This window comes from Arthrobacter sp. RCC_34 (assembly GCF_041360795.1).
Lineage (GTDB): Bacteria > Actinomycetota > Actinomycetes > Actinomycetales > Micrococcaceae > Arthrobacter_E.
The window spans coordinates 1,121,149-1,136,580 of sequence record NZ_JBFUPW010000001.1 but is presented as its reverse complement, the minus strand read 5'-3'; the positions used below and the strand labels follow the sequence as shown (position 1 = coordinate 1,136,580).

Here is a 15,432-nt window from a genome sequence, read left to right as displayed (position 1 = left end):
GCTCCTTTTCAACGATGATGGCCTGGTCAAAACGGTACCGTGCGGACCCTCGGCCGAAGCGGGATCATCCGTAACAAACCCCGGAACTCGGCCTGAAAGTGATGGAGAAAACACCGTGCAGGGCGACGCGGGCCACCCACTCCGGCCGCTCACTCAGGAGCGGGTCAGCACCGTCTGCAGCCCGGACGTGGCGGGCGACTGCGGGAAGACGCTCGGCGCCGGGGACGGCACCGGCGCGAGGGCCACCCGCACCGGATCGGCCCCCACGTGGACGAGCTGGTCCCGGACCTGGACCTCCAGAGGCCCACCGGATTCGACGCTCAGCATGATCTCGCCCGGCGCCAGCCGCACGGCGAGCACCGAACCCCGCATCCGCAGGCGGAAGGCGAGCCCCTCCCAGCCTTCCGGCAGCCGGGGGTCGAAGAGCGGGTGCTCCCCCTGGTCTCGGAAGCCCGCGAAGCCGTTGACGAGGGCGGCCCAGACGCCACCCGCCGAGGCCGTGTGGACGCCGTCCACCGTGTTGTGGTGCAGATCGTCCAGGTCGATGAACGCCGCCGTCGTGAAGTGCCGGAGCGCCACGTCCCCATACCCGACCTCGGCCGCCATGATGCCCTGCACGCACGCGGAGAGCGTCGAGTCGCCGGTGGTCAGCGGATCGTAGAAATCGAAGGCGCGCTGTTTCTCTTCGGCGCTGAAGTCCTGCCACTGCAGGAACATCGCGAGCACCGTGTCCGCCTGCTTGAGCACCTGATGCCGGTAGATCACCAGCGGGTGGAAGTGCAGCAGCAGCGGGTACTTGTCCCGTGGCACGTCCCAGTCCCAGGGTTCCAGGGTCATGAAGTCGGCATCCTGGGCATGGACGCGCAGATCGGTGTCGTAAGGCAGGGTCATCCGCTCCGCGGCTTCGGACCAGAGCTGCCGCTCCGTCACTCCGGCGAAGTGCCCCTCGACGGCGGCCGCGGCCCGGAGATTGAACCGCGCCATGACGTTCGTGTACAGGTTGTTGTTGACTACGGCCGTGTACTCATCCGGACCCGTGACACCGTGCAAGTGGAAGCGTCCGTCCTTGCCGAAGAAGCCCAAGGAGACCCACATCCTGGCGGTCTCGGAGAGGATCTCCGCCCCCTCTCCCGTGCGGAATTCCTCATCGCCCGTGGCCCAGACATACCGGGCCGCGGCGAAGGCGACGGCGGCGTTGATGTGGAACTGCGCGGTGCCGGCGGCGTAGTACGCGCTGGCCTCCTGGCCGTTGATGGTGCGCCACGGGAAGAGGGCGCCATCCACACTGAGCTCGGCGGCCCGGGCCCGCGCCGCGGGCAGCATCGAGTGCCGGAACGCGAGCACCTTGCGGGCGGCATCCGGGGACGTGTAGCTGAGGTAGGGCATCAGGTACACCTCCTGGTCCCAGAAGTAGTGGCCTTCGTAGCCCGAACCGCTGACGCCCTTGGCGGGGATCCCGGACACGCCCGCTTGCGCGGTCGCCTGGCCCAGCTGGAAGAGATTCCAGCGGACCGCCTGCTGCAGCTCCGGCTGCCCGGGGAGCTCGATGTCCGCGGTGGACCAGTACTCCGCCCAGTGTGCGGCCGATTCCGCGGCGAGCTCCTCGAAGCTGAGAAGCGACTCCTCGGCGCGGGCCAGGAGCGTCTCCGGCGTGTCTGGACCCACGGCATAGGAGACGCGCTTTTCGAGCACGAACTCCTCCCCCGGGTCGACCGGCAGGACGTAGCGGACCGAGCTCCGGTCGGCGTCCGTCTCCGTTGAAAAGGGCGGGAGGGCGCCCGGTGCCACATGATCGACCGCGACGGCGACGCTCTGGCGGGAGGCCGCCGTCGTCCAGGCGAGCCGCAGGGAGCCCTTGGCGCCGTCGCTGGCTGCCGGCATGAGCACGCGGCCGGCGTGACGTCCCGAGCGACGGGGGTCGTGATCCGAGTGGTCCTCGGCCGGCTGATCCTGCCGGTTCACCACCTGAGAAACCGCATCCAGCACGATCCGGCGGTCCGCGCTCAGGCGCAGTTCGACGGCGAGCGAACCGCGGTGGCTCTGCCCGAGCACCCGGCGTTCGACCGTGGTGACGACCGCGCCGGAAGCGCACTGCCAGACGATGGCGCATTCGTAGACCCCGCTCGCGAAGTCCAGGGTGCGGCGGTAGTCGAGGACCGGCACGGCGCCGAGCGCGAGCTCCTCGCCGTCCACGCGCAACAGCGTCTCCTGCGCGTCCGGCACGTACAGCATCCGCTGGCCCTGCTTGGCGAAGCCGTAGGCGTTTTCGGCATGGCGGATGTCGAACGTTTCGTGGAAACCGTTGATGAAGCTGCCCGGCAGGAAGGCGTCGGCGGCGGAAGCATGGGAGCCGCGCACGCCGAGGTGACCGTTGCCGAGGGCGAAGACGGTCTCCAGGGCGCCTTCCGATCCGGGCGTGTACGACGTTTCGAGCAAGGCCCAGGGGTCGGCGGGGAATCGGGTGCGGTCAGCGGAGATCAGAGACATGGGAAGGCTTTCGGACGCTGGATCGATCGGGGGGGACGCCGGGACGTGGGGGAAGTGTCCTGGCGGAGTGTGGGGTGGGAGTGGGGCGAGGCAGGATCAGGCAGGGAGCAGTTCGTCGAGATCGGACACCACGAGCGTGGCCCCGGCGGAGCGCAGGACATCCTCCCCCGCTCCACGGTCCACGCCGATCACGGCGCGGAACCCACCGGCCGCTCCGGCTTCGACTCCGGAGACGGCGTCCTCCACCACCGTGGCTGCCGCAGGGTCCACTCCGAGCAGCTCGGCGGCCCGCAGGAACGTAGCCGGATGCGGTTTGCCGGGCAGCCCCTCGCGGGCCGCGACGTTGCCGTCCACCACGATGGGGAACAGATCCGCCATCCCTGCCGCCTCCAGCACGGCCGGAGCGTTGCGGGACGACGACACGACGGCGAGCTTCACGCCGCGCTTCCGGGCTGCCGCCACGAAGCGGGACGAACCAGGGTACGGTTCGATGCCGTCCTCGATGATCTGGGCGAACAGGCGGTTCTTGAGGTTTCCGAGCCCGCGGACGGTGCGTTCGGTCGGCGCGTCGTCGTCCTGGCCCTCGGGCAGGGTGAGGCCTCGCGAGGCCAGGAATTCGCGGACTCCGTCATACCGCGGCCGCCCGTCGATGTGGGCGTAGTAGTCGGCATCCGTGTAGGCCGGTCCGATGCCTTCGACGGCGAGAACGTCCTCGAACAACGTGCGCCAGGCCTGTTCATGGGCAAGAGCGGTGGGGGTCAGCACGCCGTCGAGGTCGAACAGGAGCGCCTCGGTGCCGTCCCAGATCGACGTGTTCAGTGATGTGGTCATGGGGAGTCCTCAGGGTTGACGCCGGGGGCGGCGGGTGGTCTTGCGTTCGATCAGGGTGACGGGCAGGCGATGGACCTGCGGCTCCCCCGCCCGTCCTTGAAGGCGTTCGGTGAGCAGATCGGCGGCGAAGGCCGCCTGGTCCGCCACTGGCTGCGCGACGGTGGTGAGCCCCAGGACGGTGCTCATCGGGTGGTCGTCGATGGCGATGAGCGAGACGTCCTTCGGAGCGGACAGCCCGTGCTCGCGGAGTGCCTTGAGCGCTCCGAACGCGGCCTCGTCACAGGCCGCGAACACGGCCTCCGGGAGGCCCCGGTTGTCGATCAATTCGGTCATGGCCCGGTACCCACCTTCGATACTGGACGGTTCCTTGATGATGCGGTCAGGATGCACCTCGAGATGGTGTTCCGCCAGAGCCTGCGTGAACCCTGCGAGGCGGTCGCCCGAGGTGCCGACGGTTCCGCGGTCATCCTCGCCGACCGCCAGGATGGCGAAATCCCCGTGCCCGAGGCCGACGAGGTGACTGGTCGCCGCGTGGGCCGCCCGAACGTCATCGATCCCTACGGTGTCCCACGGTACGCCGCTCAGTCCCATGCTCGCCACCTCCAGAGGAGAGGCGGCCAGCGCCTCCACCTCATCGTCGCCGAGGTCGACGCCGAGCAGCAGCACGCCGTCGACGCGCTGAGCCAGGGCGTCCAGATCACCGAAGATCCTCTCGCGGACGTCGGCGCGGCCGCGAAGGCTGATGAGCACGGAGTCGAGCCCGCTGTCGGCGAACACCTCCTCGGCCGCTTCCACCGCCTCGGCGAAGAACCAGGTGGTGGCCCTGGGGACGATGATCGCCACGGATCCGGTCCTGCCGCCTGCCAGTCGCGCCGCGGCGGACGAGGCGCGGTATCCGAGTTTGGAGGCTGCGTCCTCGACCCGGCGCTGGGCGTCCTCTGACACGTTGGGGAGTCCCCTCAAGGCCCGCGACACGGTGCAGATGGACAGGCCGGACAGCAGGGCGACATCCCGGATCGTCGCGCGGTTACGCTCAGTCAAGGAACACGGCCTCAACCCTTTCATGGTGCATATTCCGGCGCGATGGAGTCAGCGCCGACAGTGATTGTAAGCGTTTACACTCACCGCTGACAACGCCGCGTTCGGGGATGTCATACAAGGGTGGCTGTGGCGTCGCAACGCGCCTGGTCAGCCGTCGCCGGGCGTCATGCCGTCAGCCGTTCACCCTTTCCGAGGCGCTGCGCTCGACGCAGAATTCGTTGCCCTCAGGATCGTGCAGGGTCACCCACCCGGTCCCGTCGGGCCGCCGGTGGTCACCCTGGACGGTGGCCCCGAGCGAGAGCAGGCGTTCGACCTCCTCGTCGCGGCTGCGGTCCTGGGGCTGAATGTCCAGATGCATCCGGTTCTTCACGGTCTTGCGGTCATCGACTCTGACGAACAGCAGCGCACCGGCGGCGGACGTGACCATGGCTTCGGGATCGCCGGGCGCGTCGTCGTCGCCCAGTGAACCGTCCAGGGCTTCCGCCCAGAACCGTGCCAGCTGGAAGGGGTCTGCCGCATCAAGGGTGATGTGCCGGATCAGTGAACTCATGGTTCCAGCCGACCACGAAGCGGGCGATCCGTCCAGAGCGATCCCCTGTTGAGCCTGTGGTCAAACCCGCGCCGATGCGGCGAGGGCTCCCCGGATGCGGTCTTCTTCTCCGCTCTCAGTGGTGCGGAGCCGAAGGAGAGGCAGCCCTACGCGTTGCAGGACCGAGTCCTTCACTCTGTCCCGCCTCAACTGGGCTGGATTGTTCTCGTGCCAGGCGAACCCGTCCACCTCAATGGCGAGTTGCGGTAGCTGAGTCACGGTGTTGTAAACCACGAAGTCGACCGAGGACGTCCGCCGGACAAACGCACGCTGCTCATCGTTCAACGAAGTTCCTCGAGCTACGAGATTCTTGAGGAAGACTTGCTCCTGCAATCGAAGATGGCCATGGGCCGGCTCGGCAAGGATGTCTCCGATCAACACTCTGATGATCTCCTCCGAGCGGTACTTCGCCGTGCTGCTGAGCCGACCCGCCAGGGGAGCCAATTGCGCGTCAAAGTCTCGGTACAGCAGGTCGAAAACCGACACCACCGCGCTCGGCTCGACGGCCTGATCGGGATAGTGGTACTCGATGTAACCGATCAGATCCCGTATATGCCGGCTCTTCGGAAGCTGGTCGAAGTTTGTGACGAGCACAAAGGTGTCGATGGCTCGGGACACAGCGACATTGATGAGCCTGGGGTCGTCGACGAACTGCAGGCCGCGGAGGCCCTGCCAGGTCTCGGACAGCACCGTTGTCAGCACCACCATGCGTTTCTGTCGGCCCTGCAATCGATGCACGGTGTCGACTGTGTCCATCTGATCGCTCAGTTGCGCTGCGGCCTTGTCAGCCTGCTGTCGGTACGGCGCCGCGAACGCAATGTCCTCCAGCCGGGTGCCCGGCGGAGCTGCGGGGAGAACTTCCTGAAGCACGACGTCGATTTCCCGCTGATTCGATTTCCCGCCTCCTCGGTGCTGGCGCATGTGATTGCCGCGAGCTGTGGGATGGACCCTCATGGCCGGCGCGGCCCGGCCGTCGCTGCTCGTATAGGGAATCAGTTGGCCATCGTAGAACGCACGATTGCAGAAGCCGATAATCGCAGGATGACAGCGATAGTGCTCACGGAGCAGAGTCACCGGCACCGCTTCGCCGTAGAGAAACTGCAACGAGGAGAGGATGCTCTGCTCGACATAGTCATAAGGCGGAGATGGTGCCGGCAGTGCGCCCTCCGGCATCGAGCTGATCTGCGGAAGTTGCTTGCGGTCACCGACAATGACGAGGTTTCGGCACACCGACATCGCCAAGCTCGCACTCAGGAGGTCGACCTGCGACGCCTCGTCAATGATGAGGTAGTCGAACAGATTGCCTGCCGGAATATTTCTTCGCAAAGAGTGACAGGTGCTGAGAACCAATGGGTACTCGTGAACTAGCGAGCGAAACGATGTGGCGTGCCGTAGCGAGTCCGGGGTGAAGTCGGCCCGGCCGCCTTGACCGACTCTTGATGCAAGCGATGCAGCAAATGTCTCAAGCGACCGCAGCTGCCGCTGGCGGGCTACTTCTTCGAAGTCGGAACCATCGAGCTCGCCGTCGAGCCTGGCGATGTCTGAGACGAGTTCGGCAATGCGCTTTTGGTAGTACGCGGACTGAAGCGCGAGAACAGTTTCAACGTCGGCCGGATCGATGTCTCGTATACGCCCATACTTGAAGAATTTCCTCACCCGACCGATGAGACCCGGGCGGTAACCAAACTCCATTTCGAGGGAGGACTCAGCAAGGAACTCCAGGATGCGCGAGGTGGGGCGGCGCAAAAGCGGAAGCGAGTCGACACTCACCGACTTTTCGTCGTCGCAGCGTCGTCGGAAGTGATCATACTCCAGCCGGTACTCGGCGAGGAGCGCCCGAGCCTGTGCCCGTTCGCGCTCCATGGCTTGTAGCGCTCTCAGCCGCTCGTCGAGCTCGGCAAGCTGCGTGGGATCCGGTGCGGGCGGCGAGCAATGGGCAAAGGCGACAGCAGCTTCATTGCGCTGCCTTTGGCCCGCGAAAAAGGCTTCCTGTTTCGTTCGGTTTCCGAGCTCAGCCACTATATGACCGAACCCGTACTCTTGGAGCTTCTCACCCACATTCTCGACAGCGGAGTTGCTCAACGACACCACGGCAACGCTCCCCAGATCGTTGACGACGATGTTTGCGATCAGGTTCAAGATGGTCTCCGTTTTTCCGGTCCCGGGCGGTCCCTCGATCACCGAGATCTGATGCGTCAGCGCTTTCTCGGTAGCCTCCTGCTGGCTGAGGTTGCTACGAAATGGATACACCCGCTTAGCTGGCGCAGACCGTGGTGACGGCAGCCCTCCCGAAAGATACCTTGCGAGCACGCTCTCCGGATGGACGAAATCGAACGATCGATAGGCCCGGACTATCGGGTCGGATTCAGGATCCTTCGCCTCGATGATCTCTCGGAAATAGCCCAAGACTGCACTGGACTGGGCAGAGCGGTACGTCGCGTCAGCCATGATGACCACGTCTTCCGCCTCGTACCAACACGTTTTCTCGATGCCATCCCGGCTGGTCCAGAACAACTTCCTCAGTCGCCCATCCGGGCCATCGAACTCGAAGATCTCGGGAGCCGATGACCACAGAACTCCGCGCACCAAGACCACATGCTGGTCCGGCACAAGAATCGGGGTCCCTGGGGCACAGACGGCCGCCCGCACCCGGCTGTATGAGTACGCGATGCGTGGGCTTCCTGCGTGCTTCGGCACAAAGGTCAAGGTGATCTTGGACGCGCCGATGGCGAAGGAGTCCACCTCGTGCGTGCTGTCCGACCATCTAGACTTCGGGTCTTTTCGCGTGAGTACGAGTGCGCTCCGTGGATCAACCAAAATAGCCTCCTCAAAACCGTTAAACGACCAGGCATCCTGCCGTCGACCGAATACACGGGCCTGCATGGGCTGACGCCCGCCTGAGAGTGGAATCGGGCGTCAGCTCATGGCGGCCACCTCACACGTCACCGTGTACACGCCTCAGCCGAATTTCCCAAAGGCCTGCACCGGTTTGAATGCGGCGGCCCTTGAGAAATGAACCTAGCGAGCAGCTGCGGCAAGCGCTCCGTCGACCGCTGTCCTGGTCAGCAAGTCCGCAATGTCCTCCCCAGTGGCCTTTCTGTGGTAATTGATCCCGCCGGGATTCACGAGGTTGAGCTCGACGAGGTATGGATACGCCATATCAATCCCCACGAAACGAATTCCGAAGTCCTTCAGCCGCTCACCGATCTTCTCGCTCAGGGCAAGCTCATCCGCATTCAGCTCGAGCGCACCGACATCGCCGCCTGTCGAAGCGTTGCCGCGGAACTCGGCACCTTTGCCCGTCTTCTTGAACCCCCCGACAACCTTTCCGTCGGCGATCATCACCCGCTTCTCGGTTCCCTTGAGCTCCGGCAGGAACTCCTGAAGCACTGCATACTTCTCCGCCTGGCCGAAGGCCTCCCGCGTGAACATCTCGTACTTCTGGTAAGCGTTGCCCGTCGCTGACTGAAGAAGGGCGGAGAAATTGGCGTCGCCTGCAGTCAGCTTGAACACGTCTGCACCGCAGCCGGCATTCGGCGGCTTGATCACCCAGGAGATGTCACCATTGGACTCGCAGACCTGACGGAGGGTCTCCTCGTCGCAGGAAACAAACGACTCGGGAAGATTGTCCTGCAGATCAAGAGCCGCGATTCCGATCTTGTTGTTCATGAAGAAGAGACCGCTGGGGTCGTTGACGAAGGGGACTCTGCGCTCCAGGAGCCACAGGAGCTGGAAGAACTCCTTTTCACGGTCGGGGTGACTGTAGTCCAGCACCCAGACGAGATCGAAGTCTTCACACGAGCGCATCTCATCCATGATCACGTGCGGTTCGCCGACAGCCCCGCCTTCGAAGGTGGCCTGCTTGCACTGAATGACCCCTTGGAGGTAGCTGAGCGTATCGACATCACCGAGGGCGACCTCGTGGCCCTGGCGGTGCAGGGACTCCGGGATGAGGAAGTTATTGACGAACTTGTAATCGTTGGTCTGGATCGTCAGAACAAGAATCTTCATGTTTCCCTACTTGAGTTCAAGGTTTGCAGCATTGATTGCTCGCCGAATACGGGCGCGTTCGTCTGTCGAACCACAAAAAACGACCAGGCTGTGCCGGGTACTCGACGAAACGATTTCGCCGCGCTCCGCTTCCGGCAGCAAGATGGAAGCCTCTACGACCCCGGGGAGACTGAGCATGCGGTCCGTCCATTGCTCATCGGTGGACTTCATTCCCGTGAGATCCAGAAACTCGACACCCGCCGTGACCCCTGATTCCTGGACCACCGGGAGCCTACCGGTGAGCATCGCATCGAACCAGAGTTCGAACGACGACCGGCCACGAACCAGGCCGACCATGTCCGAGATGCGATCGCCCCCTGGTCTGCCGTGCGACTCCACCAGCTTGGGTCCCGCGTCATCCAGGATCAGCTCAGTGTGAGACAAGCCGCTAAGGTGGCCTGCGGCGCTGAGAATCTCTTTGGTGGCGTGCTCGAGAGCGTCTCGGACCTCGAGCGAAACGTCCGCCGGAAACTCGTGCCCGGTCTCGATGAAGCCCGGAGGACCGGAAGTGAACTTCCGGGTGACACCGAGAATCGAATGCTCCCCGTTCCAGCTGAGCGCCTCGACCGAAAATTCCGGACCGACAACCCGCTGTTCCACGACCGCGCCCTGCGACATCCACGACGTGTCGATCGCCGACAGGGTCGCGCTCACCGTTCCGGGGTCCAAAGTAACGATGTTGCGGCTTCCGCTTCCGTCTGCGGGCTTCAGGATCGCCTGCGTGCCGATCTTCTCGACAAACCGAACGACCTCGTCGCACCGTGACACCGCGGCGAAAGGAACGTTGAGCGGGTTGCCCTCTCCGAGGACACGGCGAAGCTTGGATTTGCTGCGGAATGTCTCGAGGGTGACAAAGTCCAGGTATCCCGGAAGGTCCCACCCAAGCGCAGCATTCACAAGACTTGCCACCTCGGTCGACTTATCCCCGAACGCAAGGCAGATCGATCGAGAGTCACCATCCGCGTCTCGTGCGAGAACAGCCCGGGCAACCTCAACCGGGTCGAGTGGATCTTGAACGAACAGGGGCTCGAGCCCCCCGTATTCGCTCAAGTCCTGACCGGGCTGAATCACTGGAACAACTGACAGGCGGCCGAACCGTCTCGCTGCCTCCAGGACTATCCCCCGGGGAGTCGGAATGTAGATGGTGAACCTCAACTCAGCTCCTTCTTTCGTAAACCCCAGAGTGCGAGGACCATACCGAGAAGGCCCGCGAAGAGACCGGCGGCGCTGGCGGCCGGACCAGTGCCAACGGCACTCAGAATCCCGCCGGTCATGGCGCCACCGGCGAATGAGGCTGCTCCGGACACTGATCCGATGAGGCCGAACAGCCGACCCAGTCCCCCGTGTCCGAGGGAGAGCCCGGATGCGGTCTCATCAAGAGTCGGACTGACGAGAGCCTCGCCAAGAGTGAAAAGCACAACGAATGCCACAACTGCGGGGGCGGCCCATCCGAACATGAGCACGACGAATCCGGCGACCAGACTGCCGTATCCCAGGACCAGAATGCGACGTGAACTCAGACGACCGAGCAGGTGCACGAGGAGGAGATATTGAAGCCCAAGGATCAGAGCAGCATTAGCAATGTAAAACCATGACGAGGCTTGATCCGTGTGGAATGCCTGCTTGGCGGCAAGCGGCATCAGCAGGTTCCACTGCGAATATGCGAACCAGTACGACGCGACCAGCAACAGCAGCACTGCGATCTGCCGACGCTTTCCAGATGCAAACAGGCGGTCTTCAAGCACCGGTGGATCAGCACTGGGCCGAACTCCGGCGCCACGGGATTCAAAGCGCACAAAGACGATGACAGCACCCATGACCAGGTAGCTGATCAATGAGGCGGCGATGATCATGTTGAATCCTGTGACCTGGAAGAGGATCGCCCCGATGGCAGGACCGATCAGGGCACCCGCATTGACCGCCGCCGACCGGAGTGAAATCAGCTTTCGCGAACCGGCCGCAGCAAGAAGCTCAGTCTTGATCCCTAGAGACACACTGGTGGACCCGATGCCCGCAACAATGCTTCCCACAAGGTAGCTGGCAAAATCATCACGGAACAGGAAGGTGGAGAGTCCGGCAGCCCTCACCACGAGCCCGCAGAGCGCCACGCTTTTCGAGCCGAACCTCGCCACCAAGGATCCGAGAAATACCGACGCAATCTGTCCGGACCCGGTCATCGCCCCTACGACGATTCCAATGCTGGCGACGCCCAGTCCTCTGCGCACGAGCTCAAGCGTGAGCAGCGGCAGGAACATGAAGGTCGTGATGCCGGACGCGACGATCAGAACCAGCAGCGTCCAGGAAGATGTTGGGATCTTCGCTGGCGCAGGCGTCAACGTCTCAGTCACCGGAAACCGTCACCCTCAAGTGCCGGCTGGCTGAAACCGCGTAGTCCTGGGCCAGCCCTGGCTCCGCCGCCGTCGCATAGATGTTTCCGATCCGAGATTTGTAGTCCCCCACGTGTGAGATCTCAGCTCCGACCGCCTTGGCCGGGATCCAGCCGATGTTCCCAGGAAGGCCATCGAGCAGATCGAGTCCGTCGATCGACGTCAAGGTTCCAGCTGTCTCCGCATAGACACTGACGTGAGAGTGCCCACCTCGGATGTTCCTCACGAGAGAACACGGTTCTTCTCCAAGGGCATCTGCGATCAGGATGTCGTAGATATCGATCCCTGTCGTCTGATGAATCGCAGGACCGATGAGCGCACCGGCCATTCGGGCGTTGATCTCAATCAGCTCAAAACCGTTCGCCGTCTCACAGAACTCGATGTGGGCGAACCCGGCTTCGAATTCGACACTCTCCAGGATCGTCTTGGCCCACGCCTCCACACTGCCCTCCCATGAAGTGCCGTGAAGATGGGGAAACGTCTTCACCAGCTCCACAAAGAGAGGTTCGGGTGACATGATCCGGTTGGTCACGCCCAGCAATGCCGTCGACCCGCCCCGGGTATAGGTCTCGGCGCTGTAGACCGGACCTCTGAAGTAGGGTTCCACTACCCATTCATCCGACACCAGATTCCGCTTTTCTGCAGACTCTTCTAGCTCCAGACGCGTCGGGAACAGTTCAATGTTCTGTGACCCGGTGCCCTTCCGCGGCTTCAGAATATGTGGCGACTGATCGATGCCCGTGCGCACCTTTCCGAATGCGGCATCGGTGGTGTGTCGAACCCATGCCTTGTCCCGGAGCTTCTCCAGCCTCTCCGACGACGTGAGATGCGGGAGCCCCAGTTCCTCGCAAAGCGCCACCGCTTGAATCCCCCACGTATCGGTGGGGCTGAGCAGGCCAACAAGAGAGTCGCCATGCTCCTCAAGGCGGGCCCGAACCGCATCGAGATCGAAGGTGTCGCATTGCTGGATGTCCACGTCCCGGCCACCTGGTAAATACATGCCCGGGACCCCCGCCAGGACGATGAGATGGAGGTCTCGGCGCCGCGCAGCGGCGTCGAGAAGCTCGAGATTGACGGTCATCGCCTCGAGAGCGACGATAGTTTTAGAACTCATTCCAATCCTTCAGGGGAAGTTCGGCTCGATCAAGACGGCTCCACGGGAGTGCCAGGTCGTCTCGACTCCGCACGAATATGGGTGCCAATTCGTCGTAGTGCATGACAGGTTGAGAGATGTAAGGCAGCAAAGCCTGTGCGTAACGATGACCGGTGTCGGGAGCGATCATGACCACTGATTCGCCTTCGGCGAGATTTCTATGGATCATCTTGTCGGCGACCAGATAGGCACATCCGGACGACAGGCCTGCGAACAAGCCGATCTCCTGATACATCCTTGCCGTTGCCGTGGCCGCTACACCGAAGCTCAGCCAGTCGATCGATCGGTAGAGATCTCTCTCGACGTTGTCGAAATGAATGGCGCTACCGATTCCAGCGATGATCATGTCGGGGTCTTCGACGTGCTCCGAAGAAAACGTCACGGACCCGAACGGCTGGATTCCGTGGACTACGACGTCGTGATTCGACTTCAAACCATTGGATATCCCTTTTGTCGAGGCGCCGGAACCGACACTCCCCACGAGATGAACAATCTCTGGACGCTCAGGGAAGGTTAGCTCGGAGGCGATTTCCGCATACCCGTCATAGTGCAGCGGATCGTGATATTGACGCATCCAGTACGCATCAGGCGTGGCCTCGATATATGCCTGAACCCTCCGAACCCGCTCACCCTGATCGAGCTTCAGCGAAGCGGATGGTGGGACGCTCTCCACCTCAGCGCCGAGAGATTTCAGTTGCGCCTGGGTGACGGCGTCAACGGTCGTCGAAGCGAAGATCTTGCAGCGCAAGCCGAATTTATGGGCCGCCATCGCCAGCGCAACCGCGTAAATACCACTCGAACTGTCGACAAGAATTGATCCTCGATCAATGCGCCCCTCGTCAAGAAGCGTTCGCACCGTCGTTACAGCGGAGGCGACTTTCATAGACTCAAAGCGCAAGACATGGAACCCCGGTCTCACTGTGAGAAGGGCCGGCTTGGAGAGAAAGTCCGCTGGATGAGTCAGCATAATCCCACACTTCCTTCATAGCATTCCATCAAACTACGGGAGAACATCCGCTTGACCTCGTCAGCCTCCGCGGCCGCTGGGCGCTCCTCGAAGAGCAGGCCGGCTACGCTTCCGGTGTGGCCGCGCACGACGCCGGCAGCACCCAGCTCTCGGTAGCTGCCGAGGAGACTTTCAACGGACGGTGACCATAGGTAGTCCTGCGCCAGCCGGGCACTCTCCGTCGCCTCCGCAGCCACTGCCGCAGCAGATCCGGCGTCCATACCGGCCACGAGTCGAGACAAGGACGCCGCGTATGCGTCGCGATGTCGGCAGTACGAGTCGAGCAGCAAGCCACGGTCGAAGTGCTTTGTCGCAGTCGTCTCGCCTCCGAAGGCCCAATAGGCATAAAAACCGACCCGCGATTCGAATCGTCGGTAGACCCTCTGCAGTCCACTGAAATAGATCGACTGATAATCATGAAAGATCGGATCAGACCGCTCGATATGACGAAGGATCTCCCGCATCGCTTCATCGGTCACGGGCGAACCATGAAGCTTGAAGAGGCATCTGATGACGGAAACGATGTCAGCGGTCGAGCTTGCCATGCCCTTGCCACGTGGAATGTCACTCAGATACCGGAGCACCACATCTTGGCGAGGGAACCCCGTCATTCCGTAAAAGACATCTTCGGCCTTCCTCCTCAAGCTGTCGTAACTATCGCGATGTTCAAGACCGCCAGGCTTCGCGGGGCTGGCATAGGTGATGCTCTGATTCGGGCCGTGCAGGGTCAGAAGCGCAACCTCGTCCGCGCTACCCGACCATGCTGGACCCTGCCAGAGCTCACCTACGGACCCGGAGCAGGTGCCAATCGCGAGAACATCCAACTCTTGTCGCGCCAGATGCGCAGATTCACGCATCAGGGCGTGACCATCGTCGTGCGCCACGGATATCTCCTTTTATCGACGAACCACAGTCGCCATATCGTGAAACTCTTGTTGTTGAATAGCATTTGGACGACCCAGAACCTCCTGTCACGCAAACGGTGACACCGGCCGGATTCTGATCGGTGAATCTGAACAAGCAGCCCCGCGGGACTGCTATCAAACACATTTTCGAGCAGGGCGACGCCGAAGATCCGGATCACCTCCGATGTGGGCTACGCAGGCAACAGAATGGCGGGCTGGCCGGCCGCAGGCTGCCCGCTCCACCTGGCCCCAATAGGCGCACGAGGCTCGCGCTCGATGCTCTTCGCTGGCTCAGGCCTCACCTCAATGAACCCGGCAGCACGTCGAGTCAGCCGCGGCTTCATCACACAGAAGACAAAGAGTGATTCTCAAAGGGACCCTTTCCTGACGTCGCTGAACCAACTCCAGGCTGGATCGCTCTTGACCAAGTCACTGCCACTCGCCGTTCCGGCTCTGAATGGAGGCGAACGACCGAAACTGCGAGATATACGTTACATACCCTATCTTAATGAGGATCGTCCTTGCACTACGACCTGTCGTCCATATCAGGTCCGCTGGCGAGCGCGATTTTCTTCCGTCGCTCCATGGACAATGTGGGTAACGCCCGGCTGGAGGCTTGTCGCCATCAAGGTTGTCATCGCAGGACACGTCACCACCTTTCGGCCGATAGCGGCACCGCAGGGAACCCGAAGAGGAGTGTGGGCCCGACGCGGCGGGGCACCGTAAACCTGGGCCGCAATCGAGATGCCATCGCCGTCATCGCAAGGAGCGGCGCGGTAGACTGCTCGCGCCCATCCCCAGGCGGGCCCTCCCGGCAGTTCGCGGCCTGATATGGATATGGGCTGCTGACCGCCTCGGCGTGATGCCTCGGCCTGGTCAGCAGCCCTCCGAGCATCAATAGCCCGATTCCCAGCGGTGGAACGACGGCGAAATGCTCGTCACGAAGCCAGGCGGCTTCCTGCACCCTTTCCGCGCGATGGCCC

Annotated in this window: 11 protein-coding genes; all 11 read right to left on the bottom strand. The window is 62.8% G+C overall.

The window, feature by feature from the left end; translation table 11 throughout:
* Positions 1 to 153: 153 nt before the first annotated feature.
* The 11 genes from AB6732_RS05355 to AB6732_RS05305 all read right to left on the bottom strand — a co-directional run bounded on the left by AB6732_RS05355 (position 154) and on the right by AB6732_RS05305 (position 14,428).
* Positions 154 to 2,487, bottom strand: coding sequence for a glycoside hydrolase family 65 protein (locus AB6732_RS05355; protein WP_370958943.1), 2,334 nt, complete (start codon positions 2,485 to 2,487; stop codon positions 154 to 156).
* 96 nt (positions 2,488 to 2,583) lie between these two features.
* Positions 2,584 to 3,318 (bottom strand): HAD family hydrolase, encoded by a 735-nt coding sequence (locus tag AB6732_RS05350; protein WP_370958941.1) that lies wholly within the window; start codon positions 3,316 to 3,318, stop codon positions 2,584 to 2,586.
* A 9-nt stretch (positions 3,319 to 3,327) separates the two neighbouring features.
* The gene (locus AB6732_RS05345; protein ID WP_370958940.1) at positions 3,328 to 4,359 is read right to left on the bottom strand and encodes a LacI family DNA-binding transcriptional regulator; all 1,032 of its coding nucleotides are present in this window, start codon (positions 4,357 to 4,359) and stop codon (positions 3,328 to 3,330) included.
* A 172-nt stretch (positions 4,360 to 4,531) separates the two neighbouring features.
* Positions 4,532 to 4,909 (bottom strand): VOC family protein, encoded by a 378-nt coding sequence (locus AB6732_RS05340; RefSeq protein WP_370958938.1) that lies wholly within the window; start codon positions 4,907 to 4,909, stop codon positions 4,532 to 4,534.
* A gap of 60 nt (positions 4,910 to 4,969) precedes the next feature.
* Positions 4,970 to 7,831, bottom strand: a complete 2,862-nt coding sequence (locus AB6732_RS05335; RefSeq protein ID WP_370958936.1) for an AAA domain-containing protein — start codon at positions 7,829 to 7,831, stop codon at positions 4,970 to 4,972.
* A 135-nt stretch (positions 7,832 to 7,966) separates the two neighbouring features.
* Positions 7,967 to 8,959 (bottom strand): hypothetical protein, encoded by a 993-nt coding sequence (locus AB6732_RS05330; RefSeq protein ID WP_370958934.1) that lies wholly within the window; start codon positions 8,957 to 8,959, stop codon positions 7,967 to 7,969.
* Between the two features lie 6 nt (positions 8,960 to 8,965).
* Positions 8,966 to 10,153 carry an acetyl-CoA carboxylase biotin carboxylase subunit family protein gene (locus AB6732_RS05325; protein ID WP_370958932.1) on the bottom strand — a complete coding sequence of 396 codons (1,188 nt, stop codon included), beginning with the start codon at positions 10,151 to 10,153 and terminating at the stop codon, positions 8,966 to 8,968.
* Positions 10,150 to 11,346, bottom strand: coding sequence for an MFS transporter (locus tag AB6732_RS05320; RefSeq protein ID WP_370958930.1), 1,197 nt, complete (start codon positions 11,344 to 11,346; stop codon positions 10,150 to 10,152). Before AB6732_RS05320 ends, AB6732_RS05325 begins: the two co-directional genes overlap by 4 nt.
* Complete coding sequence (locus AB6732_RS05315; RefSeq protein WP_370958928.1) at positions 11,339 to 12,499, bottom strand: ATP-grasp domain-containing protein; 1,161 nt, start codon at positions 12,497 to 12,499, stop codon at positions 11,339 to 11,341. Before AB6732_RS05315 ends, AB6732_RS05320 begins: the two co-directional genes overlap by 8 nt.
* Positions 12,489 to 13,505, bottom strand: a complete 1,017-nt coding sequence (locus tag AB6732_RS05310) for a pyridoxal-phosphate dependent enzyme (RefSeq protein WP_370958926.1) — start codon at positions 13,503 to 13,505, stop codon at positions 12,489 to 12,491. The genes AB6732_RS05315 and AB6732_RS05310 overlap by 11 nt, the downstream gene beginning before the upstream one ends.
* The gene (locus tag AB6732_RS05305; RefSeq protein WP_370958924.1) at positions 13,499 to 14,428 is read right to left on the bottom strand and encodes a hypothetical protein; all 930 of its coding nucleotides are present in this window, start codon (positions 14,426 to 14,428) and stop codon (positions 13,499 to 13,501) included. Before AB6732_RS05305 ends, AB6732_RS05310 begins: the two co-directional genes overlap by 7 nt.
* Between the last annotated feature and the right edge of the window lie 1,004 nt (positions 14,429 to 15,432).

Excerpts from the sequence above, each read along its gene's own strand:
- AB6732_RS05330 (WP_370958934.1), bottom strand. The coding sequence starts at position 8,959 with ATGAAGATTCTTGTTCTGACGATCCAGACCAACGATTACAAGTTCGTC.
- AB6732_RS05335 (WP_370958936.1), bottom strand. The coding sequence starts at position 7,831 with ATGCAGGCCCGTGTATTCGGTCGACGGCAGGATGCCTGGTCGTTTAAC.
- AB6732_RS05340 (WP_370958938.1), bottom strand. The coding sequence starts at position 4,909 with ATGAGTTCACTGATCCGGCACATCACCCTTGATGCGGCAGACCCCTTC.
- AB6732_RS05350 (WP_370958941.1), bottom strand. The coding sequence starts at position 3,318 with ATGACCACATCACTGAACACGTCGATCTGGGACGGCACCGAGGCGCTC.
- AB6732_RS05315 (WP_370958928.1), bottom strand. The coding sequence starts at position 12,499 with ATGAGTTCTAAAACTATCGTCGCTCTCGAGGCGATGACCGTCAATCTC.
- AB6732_RS05310 (WP_370958926.1), bottom strand. The coding sequence starts at position 13,505 with ATGCTGACTCATCCAGCGGACTTTCTCTCCAAGCCGGCCCTTCTCACA.
- AB6732_RS05355 (WP_370958943.1), bottom strand. The coding sequence starts at position 2,487 with ATGTCTCTGATCTCCGCTGACCGCACCCGATTCCCCGCCGACCCCTGG.